Genomic DNA, 18750 nt, shown 5'->3' on the forward strand with positions numbered 1-18750 from the left:
CTGTCTCTTTAACGGTTGGATCAGAACATGACCAGGCAACAGCAAGTGGTGATCGTTGGCGGCGGCGTGATTGGGTTGCTGACGGCGTTTAATCTCGCGTCCGAAGTGCAGAGTGTGGTGCTGCTGGATCGTTCGAACGTCGGTCAGGAATCGTCCTGGGCCGGCGGCGGCATCGTCTCCCCGCTGTATCCATGGCGCTACAGCCCGGCAGTCACCGCGCTGGCGCATTGGTCACAGGATTTTTATCCACAGCTGGGCGAGCGACTGTTTGCTGCAACCGGCGTCGATCCTGAAGTGCACACCACCGGCCTGTATTGGCTGGATCTGGAGGATGAGGCCGAGGCGCTGGCCTGGGCCGAGCGGGAAAACCGACCGTTGCGGGCGGTGGATATCTCGGCGGCCCATGACGCTGTTCCCGTACTGGGCGGCGGTTTTTCCCGGGCAATCTACATGGCCGACGTCGCCAACGTGCGCAATCCGCGGCTGGTGAAGTCGCTCAAGGCTGCCTTGCTGGCGCTGCCGAACGTGACCATCCATGAGCAGTGCGAAGTCAGCGGGTTTATCCGCGAAGGCGCTGCGGTGGTCGGGGTGCAGACCTCGGCGGGGGCCATTCATGGCGATCAGGTGGTGCTGACCGCGGGTGCCTGGAGCGGTGATTTGCTCAAAAGCCTGGGGCTGGACCTGCCAGTCGAACCGGTGAAAGGGCAGATGATTCTCTACAAGTGCGCGGCGGATTTCCTGCCGAGCATGGTGCTGGCCAAGGGGCGTTATGCGATTCCCCGGCGCGACGGGCACATTCTGATTGGCAGTACCTTAGAGCATGAAGGTTTCGACAAGACACCGACGGAGTCTGCCCTGGAGAGTTTGAAAGCGTCGGCGGTCGAGTTGATTCCTGCGCTGGCGGATGCTGAGGTCGTGGGGCATTGGGCCGGGTTGCGGCCGGGTTCGCCCGAGGGGATTCCGTACATTGGCCGGGTGCCCGGGTTTGACGGGTTGTGGCTCAATTGCGGGCATTACCGTAACGGGTTGGTGTTGGCGCCGGCGTCGTGTCAGTTGTTTGCGGATGTGATGCTGGGGCGGGCACCGATTATTGATCCTGCGCCGTATGCGCCGGTTGGGCGGATTTAGCCGCAACACCTTCGGCGTCGGTTAGATCGCCTTCGCGAGCAAGCCCGCTCCCACATTTGATCTCGGCAGTTCACAAATATTGTGTTCGCTGAAGGTCAAATGTGGGAGCGGGCTTGCCCGCGAAGGGGCCCTCAATCCAGCCCCAATTTCTTCAACCTGTAGCGCATCGACCGAAACGACAAATTCAACCGCTGAGCCGCCGCCGTGCGGTTCCAGCGTGTTTCCTCCAGCGCCTGGAGGATGAGTTTGCGTTCGACGTTTTCCAGATAATCTTCCAGGTTGTCGATCTGCGTCAGGTCCGGCACGCCCCCTTCCGGGTTGCAGTTACCCTCGGCCAGTCGCAGGTCGCCGGCTTCGATCTGTTTGTTCTCGCACAACGTATGAGCCCGTTCGAGCATGTTTTCCAGTTCCCGTACGTTGCCCGGAAAACGATAGCTTTTCAGCGCCTCCAGCGCCTGTGGGTGGAGTTTTGCGGCGGGTTGCCCTGTGCTGGCGGCCAAGCGTTTGAGCACATGATTGGCCAAGGTCTCGATGTCGTCCCGGCGTTCGCGCAAGGGCGGCACCCGTAACTCGATCACATTCAACCGGTAGTACAAATCCTGGCGAAAGCGTTCGGCCGCCACTTCGGCGTCGAGGTCTTTGTGCGTGGCGCAGAGGATGCGCACATCGACCACGGTTTCCTGCTGGCCGCCGACACTGCGCACGGCTTTCTCCTGGATCGCCCGGAGCAATTTGACCTGCATCGCCAGGGGGAGATCAGCCACTTCATCGAGGAACAGGGTGCCGCCGTTGGCTGCCTGGAACAGCCCCGGTTTATCTTCAAAGGCGCCGCTGAAGCTGCCTTTGCGATGCCCGAAAAACTCGCTTTCCATCAGCTCTGACGGGATCGCCCCGCAGTTGACCGGGATAAACGGTTGCTTGGCGCGCGGCCCTTGCTCATGGATCAGCCGGGCGACCAACTCCTTGCCGCTGCCGGATTCGCCGCTGATATAGACCGGCGCCTGGCTGCGGGCCAGTTTGTCGATGTGCTTGCGCAGGTTGCGCATGGGCAATGAATCGCCCAGCAGACGGCGATCAATGGTGATGCCGGGTGCGGGCAGGAGCAGGGCGCTGCTGACCAGTTCCCGCAGGCGAGTGAGGTCGACCGGTTTGGTCAGGAAGTCGAAGGCACCCGCCTTGAGGGCGTTGATCGCTACTTCCAGGCTGCCGTAAGCGGTGATCATTGCCACCGGCACGTTAGGGTGGCGTTGCTGGATGTATTGCACCAGTTCAAGGCCGGTGCCATCCGGCAGGCGCATGTCGGTCAGGCACAGATCAAGCGTCTCTCGCGCCAGCAGCGCTTGGGCTTCGCCAAGGTTGCGGGCACTGAAGGTGTCGATTTTCATCCGGCCCAGGGTGATTTCCAGGAGTTCGCGGATATCCGGTTCGTCGTCGACGATCAGGACTTTTTGCCGTGGGCTAGTGTTCAACTTTGTTTCCGTCCGTGAGCAAAGGTGATACGAAAGCAGCCGCCGCCTTGGCGTGGTTTGAAGTCTAGGCGGGCTTGGTTGCTTTCGCACAGCTCACGGGACAGATACAGCCCCAGGCCAGTGCCTTGGGTGCTGGTGGTGAAGAAGGGTTCGAACAGATGCGCCTGATGGTCCGGTGCCACGCCGGGTCCATTGTCGAGGATCTCGAGGATGGGTAGTTGGCTGTCGGCGTCGACAAACAACTCGAGCCAGACCTGCGCCGGATCGTGGCTCAGGGCGCTATGGCGCCAGGCGTTGCGTAACAGATTGTCGAGAATCTGCGTCAGCTGGTTCGGATCCATCAACGTTTTGAAGTCTCCCGAGGCTATGCGCAATTGAATCTGCTGACCCTCGGTCGCCCGCTCGCGGGTTTCGGCCACGAACTGCTCCAGCCACGGCTTCAGATCGAGCCGTTGCGGCACGGTTTGCTGGCGGCGGGACAGTTGCAGGACGTTTTCGATTACCCGATTCATTCGCTGAGAGTGGTCTTGAATAATCTGTGTCAGACGTCGATCCGCGCCGTTCAGTTCCTCTGATTCCTGTAATAGCTGCGCGGCATGACTAATGGCACCCAGTGGATTGCGGATTTCATGGGAGATACCGGCGGTCAGGCGCCCGAGCGCGGCGAGTTTCAGCTGTTGGGCGTGTTGAGCGATTTGAGCGAGGTCTTCGAGGAACACCAGGGTCTGGTAGTGCGGGCTTTGGTCCAGCGTAATGAAACTTGGCTGCAACTCCAGACCGTTGTGGGCGACTTTCAGGCTCTGGGGGCGCAACGTCGGGTTGTTGAGCCACAATTCCAGGCGTTCGACCAGGGTTGGGGAGTGCTCGTCGATCCGTTGGCCTTCGAGGCTTTCGCGGCCCAGCAGGGTCAAGGCGCTGTGATTGGCCAATTGAACCCGGCGCTGGTTGTCGAGTACCAGGATGCCGGTGCGCATCCGTTGCAGGATCAGTGCGTTGAGGGCTTCGAGGCCGACGACTTCGCTGGCCCGCTGTTCGGCCAGGGTTTCGCTGACTTCCAGGCGTCGCATCAGGCCTTGCACCAGTAACGCCGCGGCGAAACACAGAGCGCCGAGCGTGCCGGCCTGCAGGTAGTCGTTGGGGCTGGCGGGATGGCTGAAGCTCAGGAAGAAGCTTGAGCCGATGATGCCGATCGCACCGACGGCGGCAATCAGCAAGCCAATGGAGCGTCGCAACAAGGTGTTGCCGATGGCCACCGAAACGATCAGCAGGTTGCCGATGGCGCTGGCCACGCCGCCGGCGGCGTAGAACAGGCCGCACAGGAGCAGGACGTCGATCAGCGCCAGGGTAAACAGTTGCGTGGGGCGTCGGGTGTCTTCGAGGAAGACCACCAGCAGGATATTCAGCACCAGGTACAGCCAGCTGCCATTGCGCAGCAAGGTGTCATTGGCGGACGTCAGCAACTGGTTGTCCATGTTGCTGGCGATCAGCAGCACCAGGGTGATGCCGATGCTTAATCGGTAAAGATGATAAAGGCGCAGCAGGCGCTGCGCCCGTGTGCTGCCGGGACGGGACGTCTCAGCGATCACTGGTGCCCGGGCCTTGCTCAAGATGAGCCTGGCTGCAATACCACTGTTGTTGAAGGTTCAGTGCGCGGTCACGGGGCAGGTGCACGCCGCAATGGGCGCAGCGAACCATCGGTGCGGCTTCCAGCTCGGCAGAGGACCTTGGCGCGGACGCCTGGCTCTTGAACTTGCGCCAGAACCATACCGCAGCGGCAATCAGGGCGATCCAGAACAATAAACGAAGCATGATGAGCTGCTTTTTAGCTAATGATCAGCCAGTTTAGCCGGGGGAGATGGCAGGCGCACAGCGAATAAAAAAGGGACTTGTAGGAGCGAGCTTGCTCGCGATGGACTCGAGGGCAACGCGTTTATCCAGAAAGCACGCGTTATCGTTAACGTCCATCGCGAGCGAGCTCGCTCCTACAGGGGCGGCATGTGTCAGTCGAACACGCCGAAGGTCATGTAGCTGAACCACGAACGGTCGCTGTTGTTGCCTTCCGCTTCGTGATTTTCTTCTTCGATCACGTCGCCATTTTCATCTTTAGGCTTGAGATCGCTCGGGATCGCGTCCTTGGCGTCCTGGAATTGCTTCTGCACGTCCTGGTTGGCGCGGGTTTCGCCCGGCGGCAGCGGCGGACGGGATTCGATCAGACCCAATGTTGCCTTGCTCAACCACGAACGGTTGTCGGCTTCGGCAACCGATGGCACGAACTGACCGTCCACCAGGCTTGGGTGGTTCGGGTAGTTGAGCTTCAGGGTTTCCAGGCTGGTAGCCGCCAGATCGTCGAGGTGCAGACGCTGGTAAGCCTCGGTCATCACCGCCAGGCCGTCACCGACCGAAGGGGTTTCCTGGAAGTTTTCCACCACATAACGACCACGGTTCGCGGCAGCGACATAGGCCTGACGGGTCAGGTAGTAGTCGGCAACGTGAATTTCGTAGGCGGCCAGCAGGTTGCGCAAGTAGATCATGCGCTGCTTGGCGTCTGGTGCGTAACGGCTGTTCGGGAAGCGGCTGGTCAGCTGGGCGAACTCGTTGTAGGAGTCGCGAGCGGCACCCGGGTCACGCTTGGTCATGTCCAGCGGCAGGAAGCGCGCCAACAGGCCAACGTCCTGATCGAACGAGGTCAGGCCCTTGAGGTAGTAGGCGTAATCCACGTTCGGATGCTGCGGGTGCAAACGAATGAAACGCTCGGCAGCGGACTTCGCAGCCTCAGGCTCGGTGTTCTTGTAGTTGGCGTAGATGAGCTCGAGTTGAGCCTGATCAGCGTAGCGACCGAACGGATAACGCGACTCCAGCGCTTTCAGCTTGGCTGTGGCGGCAGTGTAGCTATTATTGTCGAGATCTTGCTGAGCCTGCTGGTACAGCTCGACTTCGCTAAGGTTTTCGTCTACGACTTCCTTCGATGAGCAAGCAGCGGTCAATGCGAGGATGGCGATCAGCAGCAGGTGTTTCACTTGCATGGCGGCTTGCGTCCCTATGACGGCCGCTGTCTTGGGCGGGGCCGTCCTGTTATGATGAGCGCCCCGTTGAATAGCCTCGGGGCAAAAGACGCCGTATTTAACCACAAGCGCGCAGCCGAAACCAAAGGCTGTGCCGACGCCTAGTCTGAGCATGTCCGATAAAATTGAACTTCGCGCAGAGGTGCCGTCCGAATTGGGCGGCCAACGCCTCGATCAAGTCGCCGCACAATTATTCGCTGAGCACTCGCGCTCGCGCCTTTCCGCCTGGATCAAAGACGGCCGCCTGACTGTGGATGGGGCGGTTATCCGCCCGCGAGACATCGTTCACGGTGGCGCCATTCTTGAACTGACTGCCGAGCAGGAAGCTCAGGGCGAATGGATCGCTCAAGACATCGAGCTGGACATCGTCTATGAAGACGACGACATCCTGGTGATCAACAAGCCTGCGGGCCTGGTGGTGCACCCGGCTGCCGGCCATGCCGATGGCACCTTGCTCAACGCCTTGCTGCACCACGTGCCGGACATCATCAATGTGCCCCGCGCCGGTATCGTGCATCGTCTGGACAAGGACACCACCGGTCTGATGGTGGTGGCCAAGACCATTCAAGCGCAGACGCAGCTGGTTACTCAGTTGCAGAGCCGCAGCGTCAGCCGGATCTACGAGTGCATCGTGATCGGCGTGGTGACGGCCGGTGGCAAGATCAACGCGCCGATCGGTCGTCACGGCCAGCAACGCCAGCGCATGGCCGTGATGGAAGGGGGCAAGCAAGCCGTCAGCCATTACCGCGTGCTCGAGCGTTTCCGCTCCCACACGCACGTGCGGGTGAAGCTGGAAACCGGTCGTACGCACCAGATTCGTGTGCACATGGCCCACATCAACTACCCGTTGGTCGGAGATCCTGCCTATGGCGGTCGTTTCCGCATTCCGCCGGCAGCCAGTGTGACCATGGTCGAATCGTTGAAGGCTTTCCCGCGTCAGGCGCTGCATGCGCGGTTCCTGGAGCTGGATCATCCGACCACCGGTAAACGCATGAGCTGGGAATCGCCACTGCCGGACGATTTCGTCTGGTTGCTGACCCTGCTCAAGCAAGACCGTGAGGCGTTCATCGGATGAGTGACTGGCTGATTCCCGACTGGCCTGCGCCTGCCGGGGTGAAAGCCTGCGTCACCACCCGTGCGGGCGGCGTCAGTCTGGCGCCGTTCGACAGCCTCAACCTCGGCGATCATGTCGACGACAGCCCCGAAGCCGTCGCCGAAAACCGCCGTCGCCTGACCGCTTATTTCTCTATTCAACCGGCCTGGTTGCAGCAGGTTCACGGCATCGCCGTGGCTCATGCTGACCCAGGCCGGGTGGTCACTGCCGATGCCAGCTGGACGGCAACGCCGGGTATCGCCTGCGCGGCGATGACCGCCGACTGCCTGCCGGCACTGTTTTGTGACCGCGCCGGCACTCGCGTCGCGGCGGCCCATGCCGGTTGGCGCGGGTTAGCGGCGGGTGTGCTGGAAGCTACCCTCGACAGCCTGGCCGTGGCACCGTCCGAAGTGCTGGTCTGGCTCGGCCCGGCCATTGGCCCGCAAGCCTTTGAAGTCGGCCCGGAAGTGCGCGAAACCTTTGTCCAGCAACTGCCTGAAGCCGCCAACGCTTTTGTGCCCAGCGCCAATGCTGGCAAATTCATGGCTGACATCTATGAGCTGGCGCGTTTGCGCCTGGCCGCACGCGGTGTAACGGCCGTCTATGGCGGCGGTTTCTGCACCGTGACCGATCCGCGCTTCTTTTCTTACCGGCGTAGCCCCCAAACGGGCCGATTTGCCTCCCTTATCTGGCTCGAACGCTAGACTTCTCTGATCTACATCAATTGTACGACGCTTGAAACTCCCAGAATCGACCACATCTAGTCAGGTATCTGGCAGGTTTCTTCATTCAGGATGTTTATAGGTCCGGCCTGCTCAAAAGGAAGGTGACCCATGCGTATAGACCGTTTAACCAGCAAGTTGCAGTTAGCCTTGTCCGACGCCCAATCCCTGGCCGTCGGCCTCGATCATCCGGGCATTGAACCGGCGCATTTGATGCAGGCCATGCTTGAACAGCAGGGTGGTTCGATCAAACCCCTGTTGATGCAGGTGGGTTTTGACGTCAACAGCCTGCGTAAAGAGCTGACCAAAGAGCTCGACCAGCTACCGAAAATCCAGAACCCGACCGGCGACGTCAACATGTCGCAGGATCTGGCGCGCCTGCTCAACCAGGCCGATCGTCTGGCCCAGCAGAAGGGCGACCAGTTCATCTCCAGCGAATTGGTGTTGCTCGCCGCGATGGACGAGAACAGCAAGCTTGGCAAATTGTTGCTCGGCCAGGGCGTCAGCAAAAAAGCCCTGGAAAACGCGATCAACAACCTGCGCGGTGGTGAGGCCGTCAACGACGCCAACCACGAAGAGTCGCGCCAGGCCCTGGACAAATACACCGTCGACCTGACCAAGCGTGCCGAAGAAGGCAAGCTCGACCCGGTGATCGGTCGTGACGATGAAATTCGCCGGACCATTCAGGTGCTGCAACGCCGCACCAAGAACAACCCGGTGCTGATCGGTGAACCTGGCGTCGGTAAAACCGCCATCGCCGAAGGACTGGCCCAGCGCATCATCAACGGCGAAGTGCCGGATGGCCTCAAGGGCAAGCGCCTGTTGTCGCTGGACATGGGCTCGTTGATTGCCGGTGCCAAGTACCGCGGCGAGTTCGAAGAGCGCCTGAAATCCTTGCTCAACGAACTGTCGAAGCAGGAAGGACAGATCATCCTGTTCATCGACGAACTGCACACCATGGTCGGCGCCGGTAAGGGCGAAGGCTCTATGGATGCGGGCAACATGCTCAAGCCGGCACTGGCTCGCGGCGAGTTGCATTGCGTCGGCGCGACCACGCTCAACGAGTACCGCCAATATATAGAGAAGGACGCCGCGCTTGAGCGACGCTTCCAGAAAGTCCTGGTGGACGAGCCGAGCGAAGAAGACACCATCGCGATCCTGCGTGGCCTGAAAGAGCGTTACGAGGTTCACCACAAAGTGGCGATTACCGACGGCGCGATCATCGCCGCGGCCAAGCTCAGCCATCGCTACATTACCGATCGTCAGTTGCCGGACAAGGCCATCGACCTGATCGATGAGGCCGCCAGCCGCATCCGCATGGAGATCGACTCCAAGCCGGAAGTGCTGGACCGTCTGGAGCGTCGCCTGATTCAGCTGAAGGTGGAATCCCAGGCGCTGAAGAAAGAAAGCGACGACGCGGCGAAGAAACGCCTGGAAAAACTCCAGGAAGAAATCGTTCGTCATGAGCGTGAGTACTCGGACCTCGAAGAAATCTGGAACGCGGAAAAAGCCGAAGTCCAGGGCTCTGCGCAGATCCAGCAGAAAATCGAACAGTCCCGTCAGGAGCTGGAAACCGCCCGCCGCAAAGGCGACCTTAACCGCATGGCCGAGTTGCAATACGGGGTGATCCCGGACCTGGAGCGCAGCTTGCAAATGGTCGACCAGCACGGCAAAAGCGAAAACCAGTTGCTGCGCAGCAAGGTGACTGAAGAAGAGATCGCCGAAGTCGTCTCGAAGTGGACCGGCATTCCGGTGTCGAAAATGCTCGAAGGCGAGCGCGACAAGCTGATGAAGATGGAAAGCCTGTTGCACCAACGCGTGATCGGCCAGGACGAAGCGGTGATTGCCGTTTCCAACGCGGTGCGGCGTTCGCGGGCCGGGTTGTCCGACCCGAATCGTCCGAGCGGTTCGTTCATGTTCCTCGGCCCGACCGGTGTCGGTAAAACCGAGTTGTGCAAGGCACTGGCCGAATTCCTCTTTGATACTGAAGAGGCGATGGTGCGGATCGATATGTCCGAGTTCATGGAGAAGCATTCCGTGGCTCGTCTGATCGGTGCGCCACCAGGCTACGTAGGCTATGAAGAGGGCGGTTACCTGACCGAGGCGGTGCGTCGCAAGCCGTATTCGGTGATCCTCCTGGACGAGGTCGAGAAGGCCCACCCGGACGTGTTCAACATCTTGCTGCAAGTGCTGGAAGATGGTCGCTTGACTGACAGCCATGGCCGCACGGTGGATTTCAAGAATACCGTGATCGTCATGACCTCGAACCTGGGCTCGGTGCAGATCCAGGAACTGGTCGGTGATCGTGAGGCTCAGCGCGCGGCGGTGATGGATGCGATTTCCACGCACTTCCGGCCGGAGTTCATCAACCGGGTGGATGAAGTGGTGATCTTCGAGCCATTGGCTCGGGATCAGATCGCGGGCATTACCGAGATCCAGTTGGGTCGCCTGCGCAGTCGCCTGACCGAGCGCGAGCTGAAGCTGGAACTCAGCCCGGAAGCCATGGACAAGCTGATTGCCGTCGGTTACGACCCGGTGTATGGCGCACGACCGCTCAAACGAGCGATCCAGCGCTGGATCGAAAACCCGCTGGCGCAGCTGATTCTGTCGGGCCGCTTCATGCCGGGCGACACCGCAGTGGGTACAGTGGAAAACGACGAAATCGTTTTCGCCTGACCCAAAGTGGCGGCGCAATAATGAAGGCCTCGCATTGCGAGGCCTTTTTTTCGCCAGGCTGTTGAACTCTAAGGAAAAGGCTTGTAAAGTGCGCCCCGCAGTCAGTCACCCGCCAGGGTTTCCGCTCCCCAAGCAGGAATCCAAAATAAGTTGCAAATCATTAACTTGAAAGCAATTTAGGGGGTTGACAGAGGTGCTGAAGATTGTAGAATAGCGCGCCTCAGACACACGAACGCAGCGATGCGAACGGGTCGAAGAGAACGCAGTAAAGCTTCAACGTTGTAAATTGAAATATGTAGTTCCGTGATAGCTCAGTCGGTAGAGCAAATGACTGTTAATCATTGGGTCCCAGGTTCGAGTCCTGGTCACGGAGCCAATTTCAAACCGGGGTATAGCGCAGTCCGGTAGCGCGCCTGCTTTGGGAGCAGGATGTCAGGAGTTCGAATCCCCTTACCCCGACCATATTAAAAATCCTCGTATCGAAAGATACGGGGATTTTTTTTGTCCGCTGAAAAGACGATTCCCTTCAAGTCATCGTACAACCTGCCGATAGCGAAGCGACGGGGTACTGCCGAAACAACGCCCCACCTCCCATTACAAGAAAAAGGGCGCTCGTTATGTTGCTTCGTCAGTTGAACATCGCTCCTCGGGCGGCCTTGGGGTTTTCCCTGATCGCCGTGCTGGTAGCGTTACTCGGGATTTTTGCCCTGGGGCAAATGTCGAGCATTCGCGACAGCGAAGTCGCGGTAGAGAAACAATGGCTGCCGAGCATTCGTGGCGGTGACGAGATCCGCGAGATCATGCTGCGCATCCGTACCATTTCGCTGCGCATGGCCCTGGATCAGGACCCGAAGAACATCGCTCAATACCGCAGCCAGATGGATACCCGGGACAAAGAGCTGAGCGAGAAAATCGCGGCCTATGACCGGTTGGTCGACAGTGCTGAAGGCAAGGTCTTGTATGACCAGTTCAAAACCACCTTTGCAGCTTATCGTGCCGGCATTGCCCAATCGTTCTCCCTGGCTGAACAGGGGCGCCACGATGAACTGACCAAGCTGCTGCTGGTAGACATGAAAACCGTGGTTGATGGTTCCGGCAAACAGCTCACTGACCTGGCGGATCTGTTCGCCAAACAAGTCGCTGCCGAAAGCCAGAAATCGGCAGCGCATTACGAAACGTCGCGGATGATCGTCAGCCTGTTCATCGCGCTGGCCGCCCTGGCCACCGTCGCTCTTGCAATGTTGCTGACACGCAGCATCGTCAAACCCTTGGGCGAGGCGTTGAATGCCGCCGAAAATGTCGCACGGGGCGACCTGACACGCCCCATCGAGACCCATGGCAACGACGAAGTGAGTCGCTTGCTCCAGGCGCTGGCGACCATGCAACGCAACCTGCGGGAAACCTTGCAGGGCATCAGTGGCTCGGCGGCACAATTGGCGACGGCGGCCGATGAGTTGAACGCGGTCACGCTCGACAGCACGCAGAATCTGCAACAGCAGAACAACGAGATCGAACAAGCGGCCACCGCCGTTACCGAAATGACCACTGCGGTGGAGGAGGTCGCGCGCAACGCGGTGTCCACCTCCGACGCCACGCGTCAATCCAGTGAGTCCGCGCAGGTTGGCCAGGAGCGGGTCAGCGAAACCGTCACCGCCATCGGCGCGCTTGCCAGCGATGTGCAGATCACCGGGGGGTTGGTGCAATCGTTGGCCAATCAGTCTCAGGACATCGGCAAGGTACTGGATGTGATTCGCGCGATTGCCGAGCAAACCAACCTGCTGGCCCTCAACGCGGCCATCGAAGCGGCGCGCGCCGGGGAAAGCGGTCGAGGTTTCGCGGTGGTGGCCGACGAAGTTCGCGCCTTGGCTTATCGCACCCAGCAGTCGACGCAGGAAATCGAACAGATGGTTCAGGGCATGCGCACCGGTTCCACTCAGGCGCTGGACTCCATGCACGCCAGTTCAAGCCGTGCCGCCAGCACATTGGCCTTGGCTGAGCGTGCGGGCGAGGCGTTGCAGACCATCACCGCGTCGGTGCATCAGATTCATGAGCGCAACCTGGTGATCGCCAGTGCTGCCGAGGAACAGGCGCAGGTGGCGCGTGAAGTCGATCGCAACCTGGTGAACATCCGCGACCTGTCGGTGCGCTCCGCCGCGGGGGCCGATCAGACCAGCGCCTCCAGCCATGAACTGTCACAGCTGGCCAATTCGTTGCAGACAATGGTGCAGCGCTTCCAGGTTTAAAACGCCAGGCGAAAAAAAGCCGCGCTTCTCGATGGAAAAGCGCGGCTTGGCGTTCTGAAACTCAGGCGCCGTCTTGGTCTTTCAGGTGCTCGAACAAGCCTTTTGGCATTTTCTTGCCATTAGCTTCGAAGTTGGCTTTTACGTTGTTGTAAGCCTCTTGCTCATCGATGAAACCGTCATGGTTGGTGTCGATCTTGTCGAAGTTGGACTTCGGCGCGACTTTCAGGAATTCGGCACGGGAAACCTTGCCGTCGCCATCCGTGTCGGTTTTTGCCATCGAGGCATCGCCACACTTACCTTCGCCACATTTGCCTTCAGGGGTCTTCACCACCTGTTCGGCCGAGGCCAGCAGGTAGCCTTGTGTCAGGGGCTGCGCAGCGAACACGGAACCGGACAACATCATGCCACCGGCCAAAACAGCGCCGAGCAAACCGATAGTGTTTTTGGTGGTACGGGACATTTCAATACTCCTGGGTTGCGCGACACAACCGTTCGATAAAGGACGCCACGCAATTGCGGCGATACCCGTAGCCGGCGGGGTGCCTTGCTCGGGTGTGGCCATTTAGCGGGAGTGGTGTATCGCTACTGTGTCGCGCACGGGGGAGTTTGTAAGCAAAGGGCGTAATTGCGGGGATAGATACAGTGAGACACAGAAGTGTTCGCGGGTTAGACCGAGGCGCCTGCTTCGCGGGCAAGCCTCGCTCCTACGGACACATATCCTGTAGGAGCGAGGCTTGCCCGCGAAGAGGCCCTGACTGATGACGAAGATCTTAATGCAGCTTGAGCCGCGGCTCAGTCCCGCGTCCGATCTTGCTGCCGAGCATCAGCATCGCCGTGCGAAACGCGCCATACAGCGCCATCTGGTGCATCCGGTACAGCGACACGTAAAACATCCGCGCCAGCCAACCCTCGAGCATCACGCTGCCGGTGAGGTTACCCATCAAGTTACCCACAGCCGAAAAACGCGACAGCGAAATCAGCGAGCCGTAGTCGGTGTACTTGTACTCCGGCAACGCCTTGCCTTCGATCCGCAGTTTCAGCGATTTGGCCAGCAGCGAAGCCTGCTGATGCGCGGCCTGTGCCCGTGGCGGCACGTTGCGATCGGTGCCCGGTTGCGGGCACGCGGCGCAGTCACCGAAGGCGAAGATGTTTTCGTCGCGGGTGGTTTGCAGGGTCGGCAGCACTTGCAGCTGATTGATGCGGTTGGTTTCCAGGCCATCGATGTCCTTGAGGAAACCCGGCGCGCGAATCCCGGCAGCCCAGACTTTCAGGCTGGCGTTGATCACTTTGCCATCGGCGGTGATCAAGCTATCGGCCGTCACTTCACTGACGGCGGCGTTGGTCATGACATTGACCCCGAGTTTCTCCAGGGTTTTATGCACAGGCCCGCCAATCCGTTCCGGCAGCGCTGGCAACACCCGTGGGCCGGCCTCGATCAGGGTGATGTGCATGTTTTCCGGTTTGATCCGGTCCAGGCCGTAAGCCGCCAGTTCATGGGCGGCGTTGTGCAGTTCGGCGGCCAGTTCGACCCCGGTGGCACCGGCGCCGACGATGGCCACGCTGATTTGCTCGACCTTGTCGGTTTGCCCTGCGTGGGCGCGCAAGTAGTGGTTGAGCAATTGCTGGTGGAAACGCTCGGCCTGTTTGCGGGTGTCGAGGAACAGGCAGTGCTGCGCCGCGCCCTGGGTGCCGAAATCGTTGGTGGTGCTGCCGACGGAGATCACCAGCGAGTCGTACGCCACTTCACGGGCCGGCACCAATTCCACGCCGGCTTCGTCGTAGGTGGCGGCCAGCTGGATTTTCTTCTGCGCCCGATCAAGCCCGCTCATGCGCCCCAGCTGGAACTCGAAGTGGTTCCATTTGGCCTGGGCCACATAATTGAGTTCGTCTTCGGAAGAGTTCAGCGACCCGGCCGCCACTTCATGCAACAGCGGTTTCCAGATGTGGGTCAGGTTCGCGTCGACCAGCATGATGCTGGCTGTACCGCGCTTGCCCAGAGTCTTACCCAGACGGGTAGCCAACTCCAGACCGCCGGCGCCGCCGCCAACGATGACAATACGATGAGTCATGGGGATATCTCGCAAGGCTAAAAGAAATCGGTGCAATTACCCGAGCGAGCGCGAAGCGGCTCATAGCGTCAGGTAACTGATAAATCGGCTCAACAGGCCTAAACCAATGGTCACTGCCAACACCACCACCAGGAGCATCCACGGCCGAAAAGGCCGGCGCTCGACTTGGTGCTGGGACAGGTGCAGGTACTCTTCGACATGCTTCTGGTCGTCCGGGTTCAGGCGGCTGGTCATATTGGGCCTCGTCAGGGGTAGACGTTGCTGAATGTATGGAAGCTACAGGCTGATTTAACGAACGTTGAACGGAGCATAGCCGCTGTCCGGAACAGGCTCGACGCTCACGGTGTCGTCCAGGCGAATGATTCCACTTTGTAACACTCGGGCGGTGATTCCGCCATGTCCGCGAACGGCCTGAAACGTCCCGGGGCCGAGGTTATTTTGCAGGCGTGCGCAGGGCTGGCACCAGCCCGTGGTTTCGAAAATCGCCTGGCCAATCCTGAAGCGTCGGCCCTTGAGGCTGAACAAATTGATGCCACTGATAACCAGATTTCGCCGCAAATCATTTGGCAACACCGGTTGATCGTCGGGGCGGCCCATCAGCGAACTGATCACCGCCAGGTGCTCCCACTGAATCAGCGTCACTTGCCGCGCATTGCGCACGCCTGGTCGGGCGCGATCACCGGTCAAGCCAGCTTCAAGCCGCGCTTCCACGGCATCGAGTTCGATCATCGGCGCATGGCGCTCCGGCCGCACGCCGATCCAGCGTACACGGCCGATTTGCGGGACTTCGGCAATCAATTCCTGCAATGGACTCACAGGCTGATCCCGACGTCGAAAACAATGCTGCGGCCCAGGTTACTGCGCAGGAAATCCGGCGCATCCGGATGCGCGAACAGCACGCGGGCGAACGTCGGCCCGACCAGCGACAACGAACGCCAGCCCTGGCGCAAGTATTCGGTGGGCGGCGGGAAATGGCTGTTGAGGTCCAGTACTTCGCGCTTGAGGCTGGCGAAGGCAATGATGTCCAGTTCGCCAAGGTCCATGCCGCGTTCTTTGTAGTTGTGCGCTTTTTTGCGCAAGGTTGGCGCCAGTCTCAGCAAGAACTCATTGGCCGGAATGCGCCGGGGCTTGGCCTCGCGGCGTACCAGTTGGCTCAGGGAAAACGCGCTGCGCCGACGTTGCAGCTCGTCGCGCCATTCGTCGTTGAGGCGCCGGCCCTCGTCGAGCACAAAAAACACCTCGAAGTTCGCCTCGCGAAACAACACGTCCGGCGGCTCCCCGGCCGGGGCGAATTCGTCGACGCGGTAGGGAATGTTCAGGCCTTGCAGCAGGCGCTGGCAGACCCAACGCTCTCGCTCCCATTTGCGGGCATTGGACAGAAAGGCGTTGGCTTGCTCGGCCGCGATGGTCAGCAGGCGTAAATAATCTGAGTCATCCATAGGCCCAAGCTTAGCGTTCAAATGCGATCGCAAAGAAGACAATTTGTCGAAGCCGGCCCGCATCGCTCGAAAACCCTGCGCCGCAACCCCGCGGCCATCCTCACCCAAGCCACGATTCCAGAGCCCTGCACAAAACGGATAGCGATCTGCGCGAAGCGGCTATTGCACGGTTCGAGGCCGCTCTACCCTCGGCTGTACGGACGTCAGCCGCTTTACCGACGCTCTTACAAAAACAACAACAAGAGATAAATGCCATGCGCAAGATCGACGTACATGAGGTTATCGACAACGCTCGTTTCAACCGTTTTCACTGGATGGTGCTGTTCTGGTGCGCCCTGATCATCATCTTCGATGGTTACGATCTGGTGATCTACGGCGTGGTGTTGCCGATGCTGATGAAAGAGTGGGGGCTCAGTCCTCTGCAAGCCGGCGCACTGGGCAGCTATGCACTGTTCGGGATGATGTTTGGCGCGCTGTTTTTCGGCCCGCTGTCGGACAAGATCGGCCGCAAAAAAGCCATCACGATCTGCGTGATGCTCTTCAGCGGTTTTACCGTACTCAACGGATTTGCCCGTAACCCCACCGAGTTTGGCCTCTGCCGCTTCATTGCCGGGCTGGGCATTGGCGGGGTGATGCCCAATGTCGTGGCGCTGATGAACGAGTACGCGCCGAAGAAAATCCGCAGCACGCTGGTGGCGATCATGTTCAGCGGCTATTCGGTGGGCGGCATGCTCTCGGCCGGACTGGGCATCGTGTTGATCCCGAGCTTTGGCTGGCAGTCGGTGTTTTACGTGGCGGTGCTGCCACTGCTGATGTTGCCGTTGATCATGTACTTCCTGCCCGAATCGGTGGGTTTCATGCTGCGTCAGGGGCGCAATGAAGAAGCGCGCAAAATTCTGGAACGGGTTGATCCGGCTTACGCCGCGCACTCGAGCGATCAGCTGCACATGAGCGAAGTCAAAGGCACCGGCACACCGGTGTTGCAACTGTTCCGTGAAGGTCGTGCGCTGCGCACGCTGATGCTGTGGCTGGCGTTTTTCTGCTGCTTGTTGATGGTCTACGCCTTGAGCTCCTGGCTGCCGAAACTGATGGCGAACGCCGGCTACAGCCTGGGTTCGAGTCTGTCGTTCTTGCTGGTGCTGAACTTTGGCGCCATCTTCGGTGCGGTCGGCGGCGGTGTACTGGGTGACAAACTCAACCTGCCGCGGGTGTTGGCGGTGTTCTTTGCGGTGGCGGCGGTGTCGATCACCTTGCTCGGTTTCAACAGCCCGACGCCGGTGTTGTACCTGCTGATTGCCATTGCCGGCGCCACCACTATCGGCTCGCAAATCCTGTTGTACGCCTGCGCCGCTCAGTTCTACTCCATGACGATTCGCTCCACCGGTTTGGGCTGGGCCTCGGGCATCGGGCGCAATGGCGCGATCGTCGGGCCACTGCTGGGCGGTGCCCTGCTGGGGATCAGCTTGCCGCTGCAACTGAACTTCATGGCATTTGCCTTGCCCGGCGCGGTGGCCGCCATCGCGATGACGGTGTTCGCGATCAGCAGTCGGCGCAGCGCCAGGCAGGAGCGATTGGACCTGCGCCCTGGTTCGTCGGGGTCTTACGGCGAAGTTTCATGAAAGCGCTGGTCCGGGATTTTTCGCTGTCAGCGGCCGTCGCCGGATTTATCGCCACGATGATTTCCTACGCCGGTCCGTTGGTGATCATCTTTCAGGCCGCCGACACCGCGCACCTCTCGAGGGAGGTGCTGTCGTCCTGGGTCTGGGCCATTTCCATCGGCAGTGCGGTGCTTGGTATCGGTTTGAGCCTGCGGTATCGCGTGCCGGTGATCATTGCGTGGTCGGCGCCGGGCTCGGCGTTGCTGGTGGCCTTGTTGCCGGGGATTTCCATGCCGGAGGCGGTGGGGGCCTATCTGGTCAGCAGTCTGATCATCTTTCTGGTCGGGGTGTCGGGAGCGTTCGACCGGATCATCGGCAAACTGCCCGCAGCGATTGCCGCGGCGATGCTGGCGGGGATTCTATTCAGCTTCGGCACCGGCTTGTTCGTCTCGTTGCAAGGCAAGCCGTGGCTGGTGTTGGCGATGTTTGTCACGTACCTGATCTGCAAGCGGCTGATGCCGCGCTATGCGGTGTTGATGGTGCTGCTGGTGGGGTGTTCCATCGCTTTTTTCACTGGCGATTTGCACCGCGAAGCACTGGTGATCGGTCTGGCCTCGCCGGTATGGATCACGCCTGAGTTCAGCCTGAACGCGACCCTGAACATTGCCTTACCGTTGGTCATGGTGGCGCTGACCGGCCAGTTTGTGCCCGGCATGGCGGTGCTGCGCGCCAGCGGTTACCGGCTGCCTGCGAGCCCGATCATTGCCAGCAGTGCATTGGGCACGGCGCTTTTGGCGCCGTTCGGTTGCCATGGGCTGAATCTGGCGGCGATTACCGCGGCCATGTGCACCGGCCGCGAGGCGCACGAAGATCCGCGCAAACGCTATGTCGCCGGGGTCGTGGGCGGGCTCTGTTACCTGGCGCTGGGGATTTTCGGCGCGACCCTGGTCTCGCTGTTTTCAGCCTTTCCCAAAGAGCTGATTGCGGCGTTGGCCGGTCTGGCGTTGTTCGCTGCCATTGCCGGGGCGTTGGCGGGCGCGATGGCCGTGCCGAGTGATCGCGAAGCGGCGCTGGTGACCTTTCTCACGACTGCGTCGGGCATGTCGCTGTTGGGTCTGTCCGCGGCTTTTTGGGGACTGATTTTCGGCATGGTCACGCACGGGTTGCTAAGCGTCCGCCGTCCTGCTCCTCGTCGCGAAACCGCTGTGTCTGAAGCACTTCAACCTGTCGATCAATAAAAATAAGAGAAAA

General features: G+C 60.1%; 16 protein-coding genes, 2 tRNA genes and 1 pseudogene. 10 read left to right on the top strand and 9 right to left on the bottom strand.

Annotated elements, in window-relative coordinates:
- Nucleotides 1-27 precede the first annotated feature (27 nt).
- Nucleotides 28-1128: a glycine oxidase ThiO gene (gene thiO / locus ACIPL2_RS27755; RefSeq protein WP_401361871.1), complete on the top strand. Its 1101-nt coding sequence runs from the start codon at nucleotides 28-30 to the stop codon at nucleotides 1126-1128.
- A gap of 131 nt (nucleotides 1129-1259) precedes the next feature.
- Here thiO and ACIPL2_RS27760 read toward each other — a convergent pair whose 3' ends face one another.
- The 4 genes from ACIPL2_RS27760 to ACIPL2_RS27775 all read right to left on the bottom strand — a co-directional run bounded on the left by ACIPL2_RS27760 (nucleotide 1260) and on the right by ACIPL2_RS27775 (nucleotide 5620).
- Nucleotides 1260-2597: a sigma-54-dependent transcriptional regulator gene (locus ACIPL2_RS27760; RefSeq protein WP_401361874.1), complete on the bottom strand. Its 1338-nt coding sequence runs from the start codon at nucleotides 2595-2597 to the stop codon at nucleotides 1260-1262.
- A complete protein-coding gene (locus ACIPL2_RS27765) occupies nucleotides 2594-4183 on the bottom strand; it encodes a sensor histidine kinase (RefSeq protein ID WP_401361877.1) in 1590 nt (529 codons plus the stop codon). Before ACIPL2_RS27765 ends, ACIPL2_RS27760 begins: the two co-directional genes overlap by 4 nt.
- Nucleotides 4173-4406, bottom strand: coding sequence for a PP0621 family protein (locus ACIPL2_RS27770; RefSeq protein WP_401361880.1), 234 nt, complete (start codon nucleotides 4404-4406; stop codon nucleotides 4173-4175). The genes ACIPL2_RS27765 and ACIPL2_RS27770 overlap by 11 nt, the downstream gene beginning before the upstream one ends.
- 191 nt (nucleotides 4407-4597) lie before the next feature.
- Nucleotides 4598-5620 carry an outer membrane protein assembly factor BamD gene (locus tag ACIPL2_RS27775; RefSeq protein ID WP_401361883.1) on the bottom strand — a complete coding sequence of 341 codons (1023 nt, stop codon included), beginning with the start codon at nucleotides 5618-5620 and terminating at the stop codon, nucleotides 4598-4600.
- A gap of 151 nt (nucleotides 5621-5771) precedes the next feature.
- On the opposite strand from ACIPL2_RS27775, the gene rluD reads away from it, so the two are divergent.
- From rluD to ACIPL2_RS27810, 7 genes and pseudogenes are all read left to right on the top strand, one after another.
- Nucleotides 5772-6734: a 23S rRNA pseudouridine(1911/1915/1917) synthase RluD gene (gene rluD, locus ACIPL2_RS27780; RefSeq protein WP_007942311.1), complete on the top strand. Its 963-nt coding sequence runs from the start codon at nucleotides 5772-5774 to the stop codon at nucleotides 6732-6734.
- Entirely contained in the window at nucleotides 6731-7456 is a 726-nt protein-coding gene (gene pgeF / locus ACIPL2_RS27785; RefSeq protein WP_401361887.1) for a peptidoglycan editing factor PgeF, read from the top strand. Before rluD ends, pgeF begins: the two co-directional genes overlap by 4 nt.
- 129 nt (nucleotides 7457-7585) lie before the next feature.
- The gene (clpB, locus tag ACIPL2_RS27790; RefSeq protein ID WP_401361890.1) at nucleotides 7586-10150 is read left to right on the top strand and encodes an ATP-dependent chaperone ClpB; all 2565 of its coding nucleotides are present in this window, start codon (nucleotides 7586-7588) and stop codon (nucleotides 10148-10150) included.
- Nucleotides 10151-10450: 300 nt separating this feature from the next.
- Nucleotides 10451-10526, top strand: a tRNA-Asn gene (locus ACIPL2_RS27795).
- Between the two features lie 9 nt (nucleotides 10527-10535).
- Nucleotides 10536-10612 (top strand) — tRNA-Pro (locus ACIPL2_RS27800).
- 155 nt (nucleotides 10613-10767) lie between these two features.
- A pseudogene (locus ACIPL2_RS27805) lies at nucleotides 10768-11538 on the top strand (MCP four helix bundle domain-containing protein); the annotation flags it as partial.
- Nucleotides 11530-12393: a methyl-accepting chemotaxis protein gene (locus tag ACIPL2_RS27810; protein ID WP_401362012.1), complete on the top strand. Its 864-nt coding sequence runs from the start codon at nucleotides 11530-11532 to the stop codon at nucleotides 12391-12393. The pseudogene ACIPL2_RS27805 and the gene ACIPL2_RS27810, both read left to right, overlap by 9 nt.
- A 61-nt stretch (nucleotides 12394-12454) precedes the next feature.
- On the opposite strand, the gene ACIPL2_RS27815 is transcribed toward ACIPL2_RS27810, so the two are convergent.
- From ACIPL2_RS27815 to ACIPL2_RS27835, 5 genes are all read right to left on the bottom strand, one after another.
- Nucleotides 12455-12853, bottom strand: coding sequence for a hypothetical protein (locus tag ACIPL2_RS27815; RefSeq protein WP_059401986.1), 399 nt, complete (start codon nucleotides 12851-12853; stop codon nucleotides 12455-12457).
- A 310-nt stretch (nucleotides 12854-13163) separates the two neighbouring features.
- Nucleotides 13164-14462 (bottom strand): NAD(P)/FAD-dependent oxidoreductase, encoded by a 1299-nt coding sequence (locus tag ACIPL2_RS27820; RefSeq protein ID WP_059401985.1) that lies wholly within the window; start codon nucleotides 14460-14462, stop codon nucleotides 13164-13166.
- 60 nt (nucleotides 14463-14522) lie between these two features.
- Entirely contained in the window at nucleotides 14523-14696 is a 174-nt protein-coding gene (locus ACIPL2_RS27825; RefSeq protein ID WP_032833555.1) for a DUF3094 domain-containing protein, read from the bottom strand.
- Nucleotides 14697-14750: 54 nt separating this feature from the next.
- Nucleotides 14751-15278 carry an MOSC domain-containing protein gene (locus ACIPL2_RS27830; protein WP_401361894.1) on the bottom strand — a complete coding sequence of 176 codons (528 nt, stop codon included), beginning with the start codon at nucleotides 15276-15278 and terminating at the stop codon, nucleotides 14751-14753.
- A complete protein-coding gene (locus tag ACIPL2_RS27835) occupies nucleotides 15275-15901 on the bottom strand; it encodes a DUF1780 domain-containing protein (RefSeq protein WP_401361896.1) in 627 nt (208 codons plus the stop codon). Before ACIPL2_RS27835 ends, ACIPL2_RS27830 begins: the two co-directional genes overlap by 4 nt.
- Before the next feature lie 254 nt (nucleotides 15902-16155).
- On the opposite strand from ACIPL2_RS27835, the gene ACIPL2_RS27840 reads away from it, so the two are divergent.
- Complete coding sequence (locus tag ACIPL2_RS27840) at nucleotides 16156-17520, top strand: aromatic acid/H+ symport family MFS transporter (protein WP_401361899.1); 1365 nt, start codon at nucleotides 16156-16158, stop codon at nucleotides 17518-17520.
- On the top strand, nucleotides 17517-18737 hold the full coding sequence (locus tag ACIPL2_RS27845) for a benzoate/H(+) symporter BenE family transporter (protein ID WP_401361902.1): 1221 nt from the start codon (nucleotides 17517-17519) through the stop codon (nucleotides 18735-18737). The genes ACIPL2_RS27840 and ACIPL2_RS27845 overlap by 4 nt, the downstream gene beginning before the upstream one ends.
- The last annotated feature ends 13 nt before the right edge of the window (nucleotides 18738-18750 follow it).

This window comes from Pseudomonas sp. NPDC086251 (genome assembly GCF_044746405.1).
In the GTDB taxonomy this organism is placed as follows: domain Bacteria; phylum Pseudomonadota; class Gammaproteobacteria; order Pseudomonadales; family Pseudomonadaceae; genus Aquipseudomonas.

What these genes read in the sequence shown, in the direction of transcription:
- ACIPL2_RS27820 (WP_059401985.1), bottom strand. Translation starts at nt 14,462, where the DNA reads ATGACTCATCGTATTGTCATCGTTGGCGGCGGCGCCGGCGGTCTGGAG.
- ACIPL2_RS27775 (WP_401361883.1), bottom strand. Translation starts at nt 5,620, where the DNA reads ATGCAAGTGAAACACCTGCTGCTGATCGCCATCCTCGCATTGACCGCT.
- ACIPL2_RS27835 (WP_401361896.1), bottom strand. Translation starts at nt 15,901, where the DNA reads ATGGATGACTCAGATTATTTACGCCTGCTGACCATCGCGGCCGAGCAA.
- clpB (WP_401361890.1), top strand. Translation starts at nt 7,586, where the DNA reads ATGCGTATAGACCGTTTAACCAGCAAGTTGCAGTTAGCCTTGTCCGAC.
- ACIPL2_RS27770 (WP_401361880.1), bottom strand. Translation starts at nt 4,406, where the DNA reads ATGCTTCGTTTATTGTTCTGGATCGCCCTGATTGCCGCTGCGGTATGG.
- thiO (WP_401361871.1), top strand. Translation starts at nt 28, where the DNA reads ATGACCAGGCAACAGCAAGTGGTGATCGTTGGCGGCGGCGTGATTGGG.
- rluD (WP_007942311.1), top strand. Translation starts at nt 5,772, where the DNA reads ATGTCCGATAAAATTGAACTTCGCGCAGAGGTGCCGTCCGAATTGGGC.
- ACIPL2_RS27810 (WP_401362012.1), top strand. Translation starts at nt 11,530, where the DNA reads ATGCAACGCAACCTGCGGGAAACCTTGCAGGGCATCAGTGGCTCGGCG.
- pgeF (WP_401361887.1), top strand. Translation starts at nt 6,731, where the DNA reads ATGAGTGACTGGCTGATTCCCGACTGGCCTGCGCCTGCCGGGGTGAAA.
- ACIPL2_RS27815 (WP_059401986.1), bottom strand. Translation starts at nt 12,853, where the DNA reads ATGTCCCGTACCACCAAAAACACTATCGGTTTGCTCGGCGCTGTTTTG.
- ACIPL2_RS27825 (WP_032833555.1), bottom strand. Translation starts at nt 14,696, where the DNA reads ATGACCAGCCGCCTGAACCCGGACGACCAGAAGCATGTCGAAGAGTAC.
- ACIPL2_RS27840 (WP_401361899.1), top strand. Translation starts at nt 16,156, where the DNA reads ATGCGCAAGATCGACGTACATGAGGTTATCGACAACGCTCGTTTCAAC.
- ACIPL2_RS27845 (WP_401361902.1), top strand. Translation starts at nt 17,517, where the DNA reads ATGAAAGCGCTGGTCCGGGATTTTTCGCTGTCAGCGGCCGTCGCCGGA.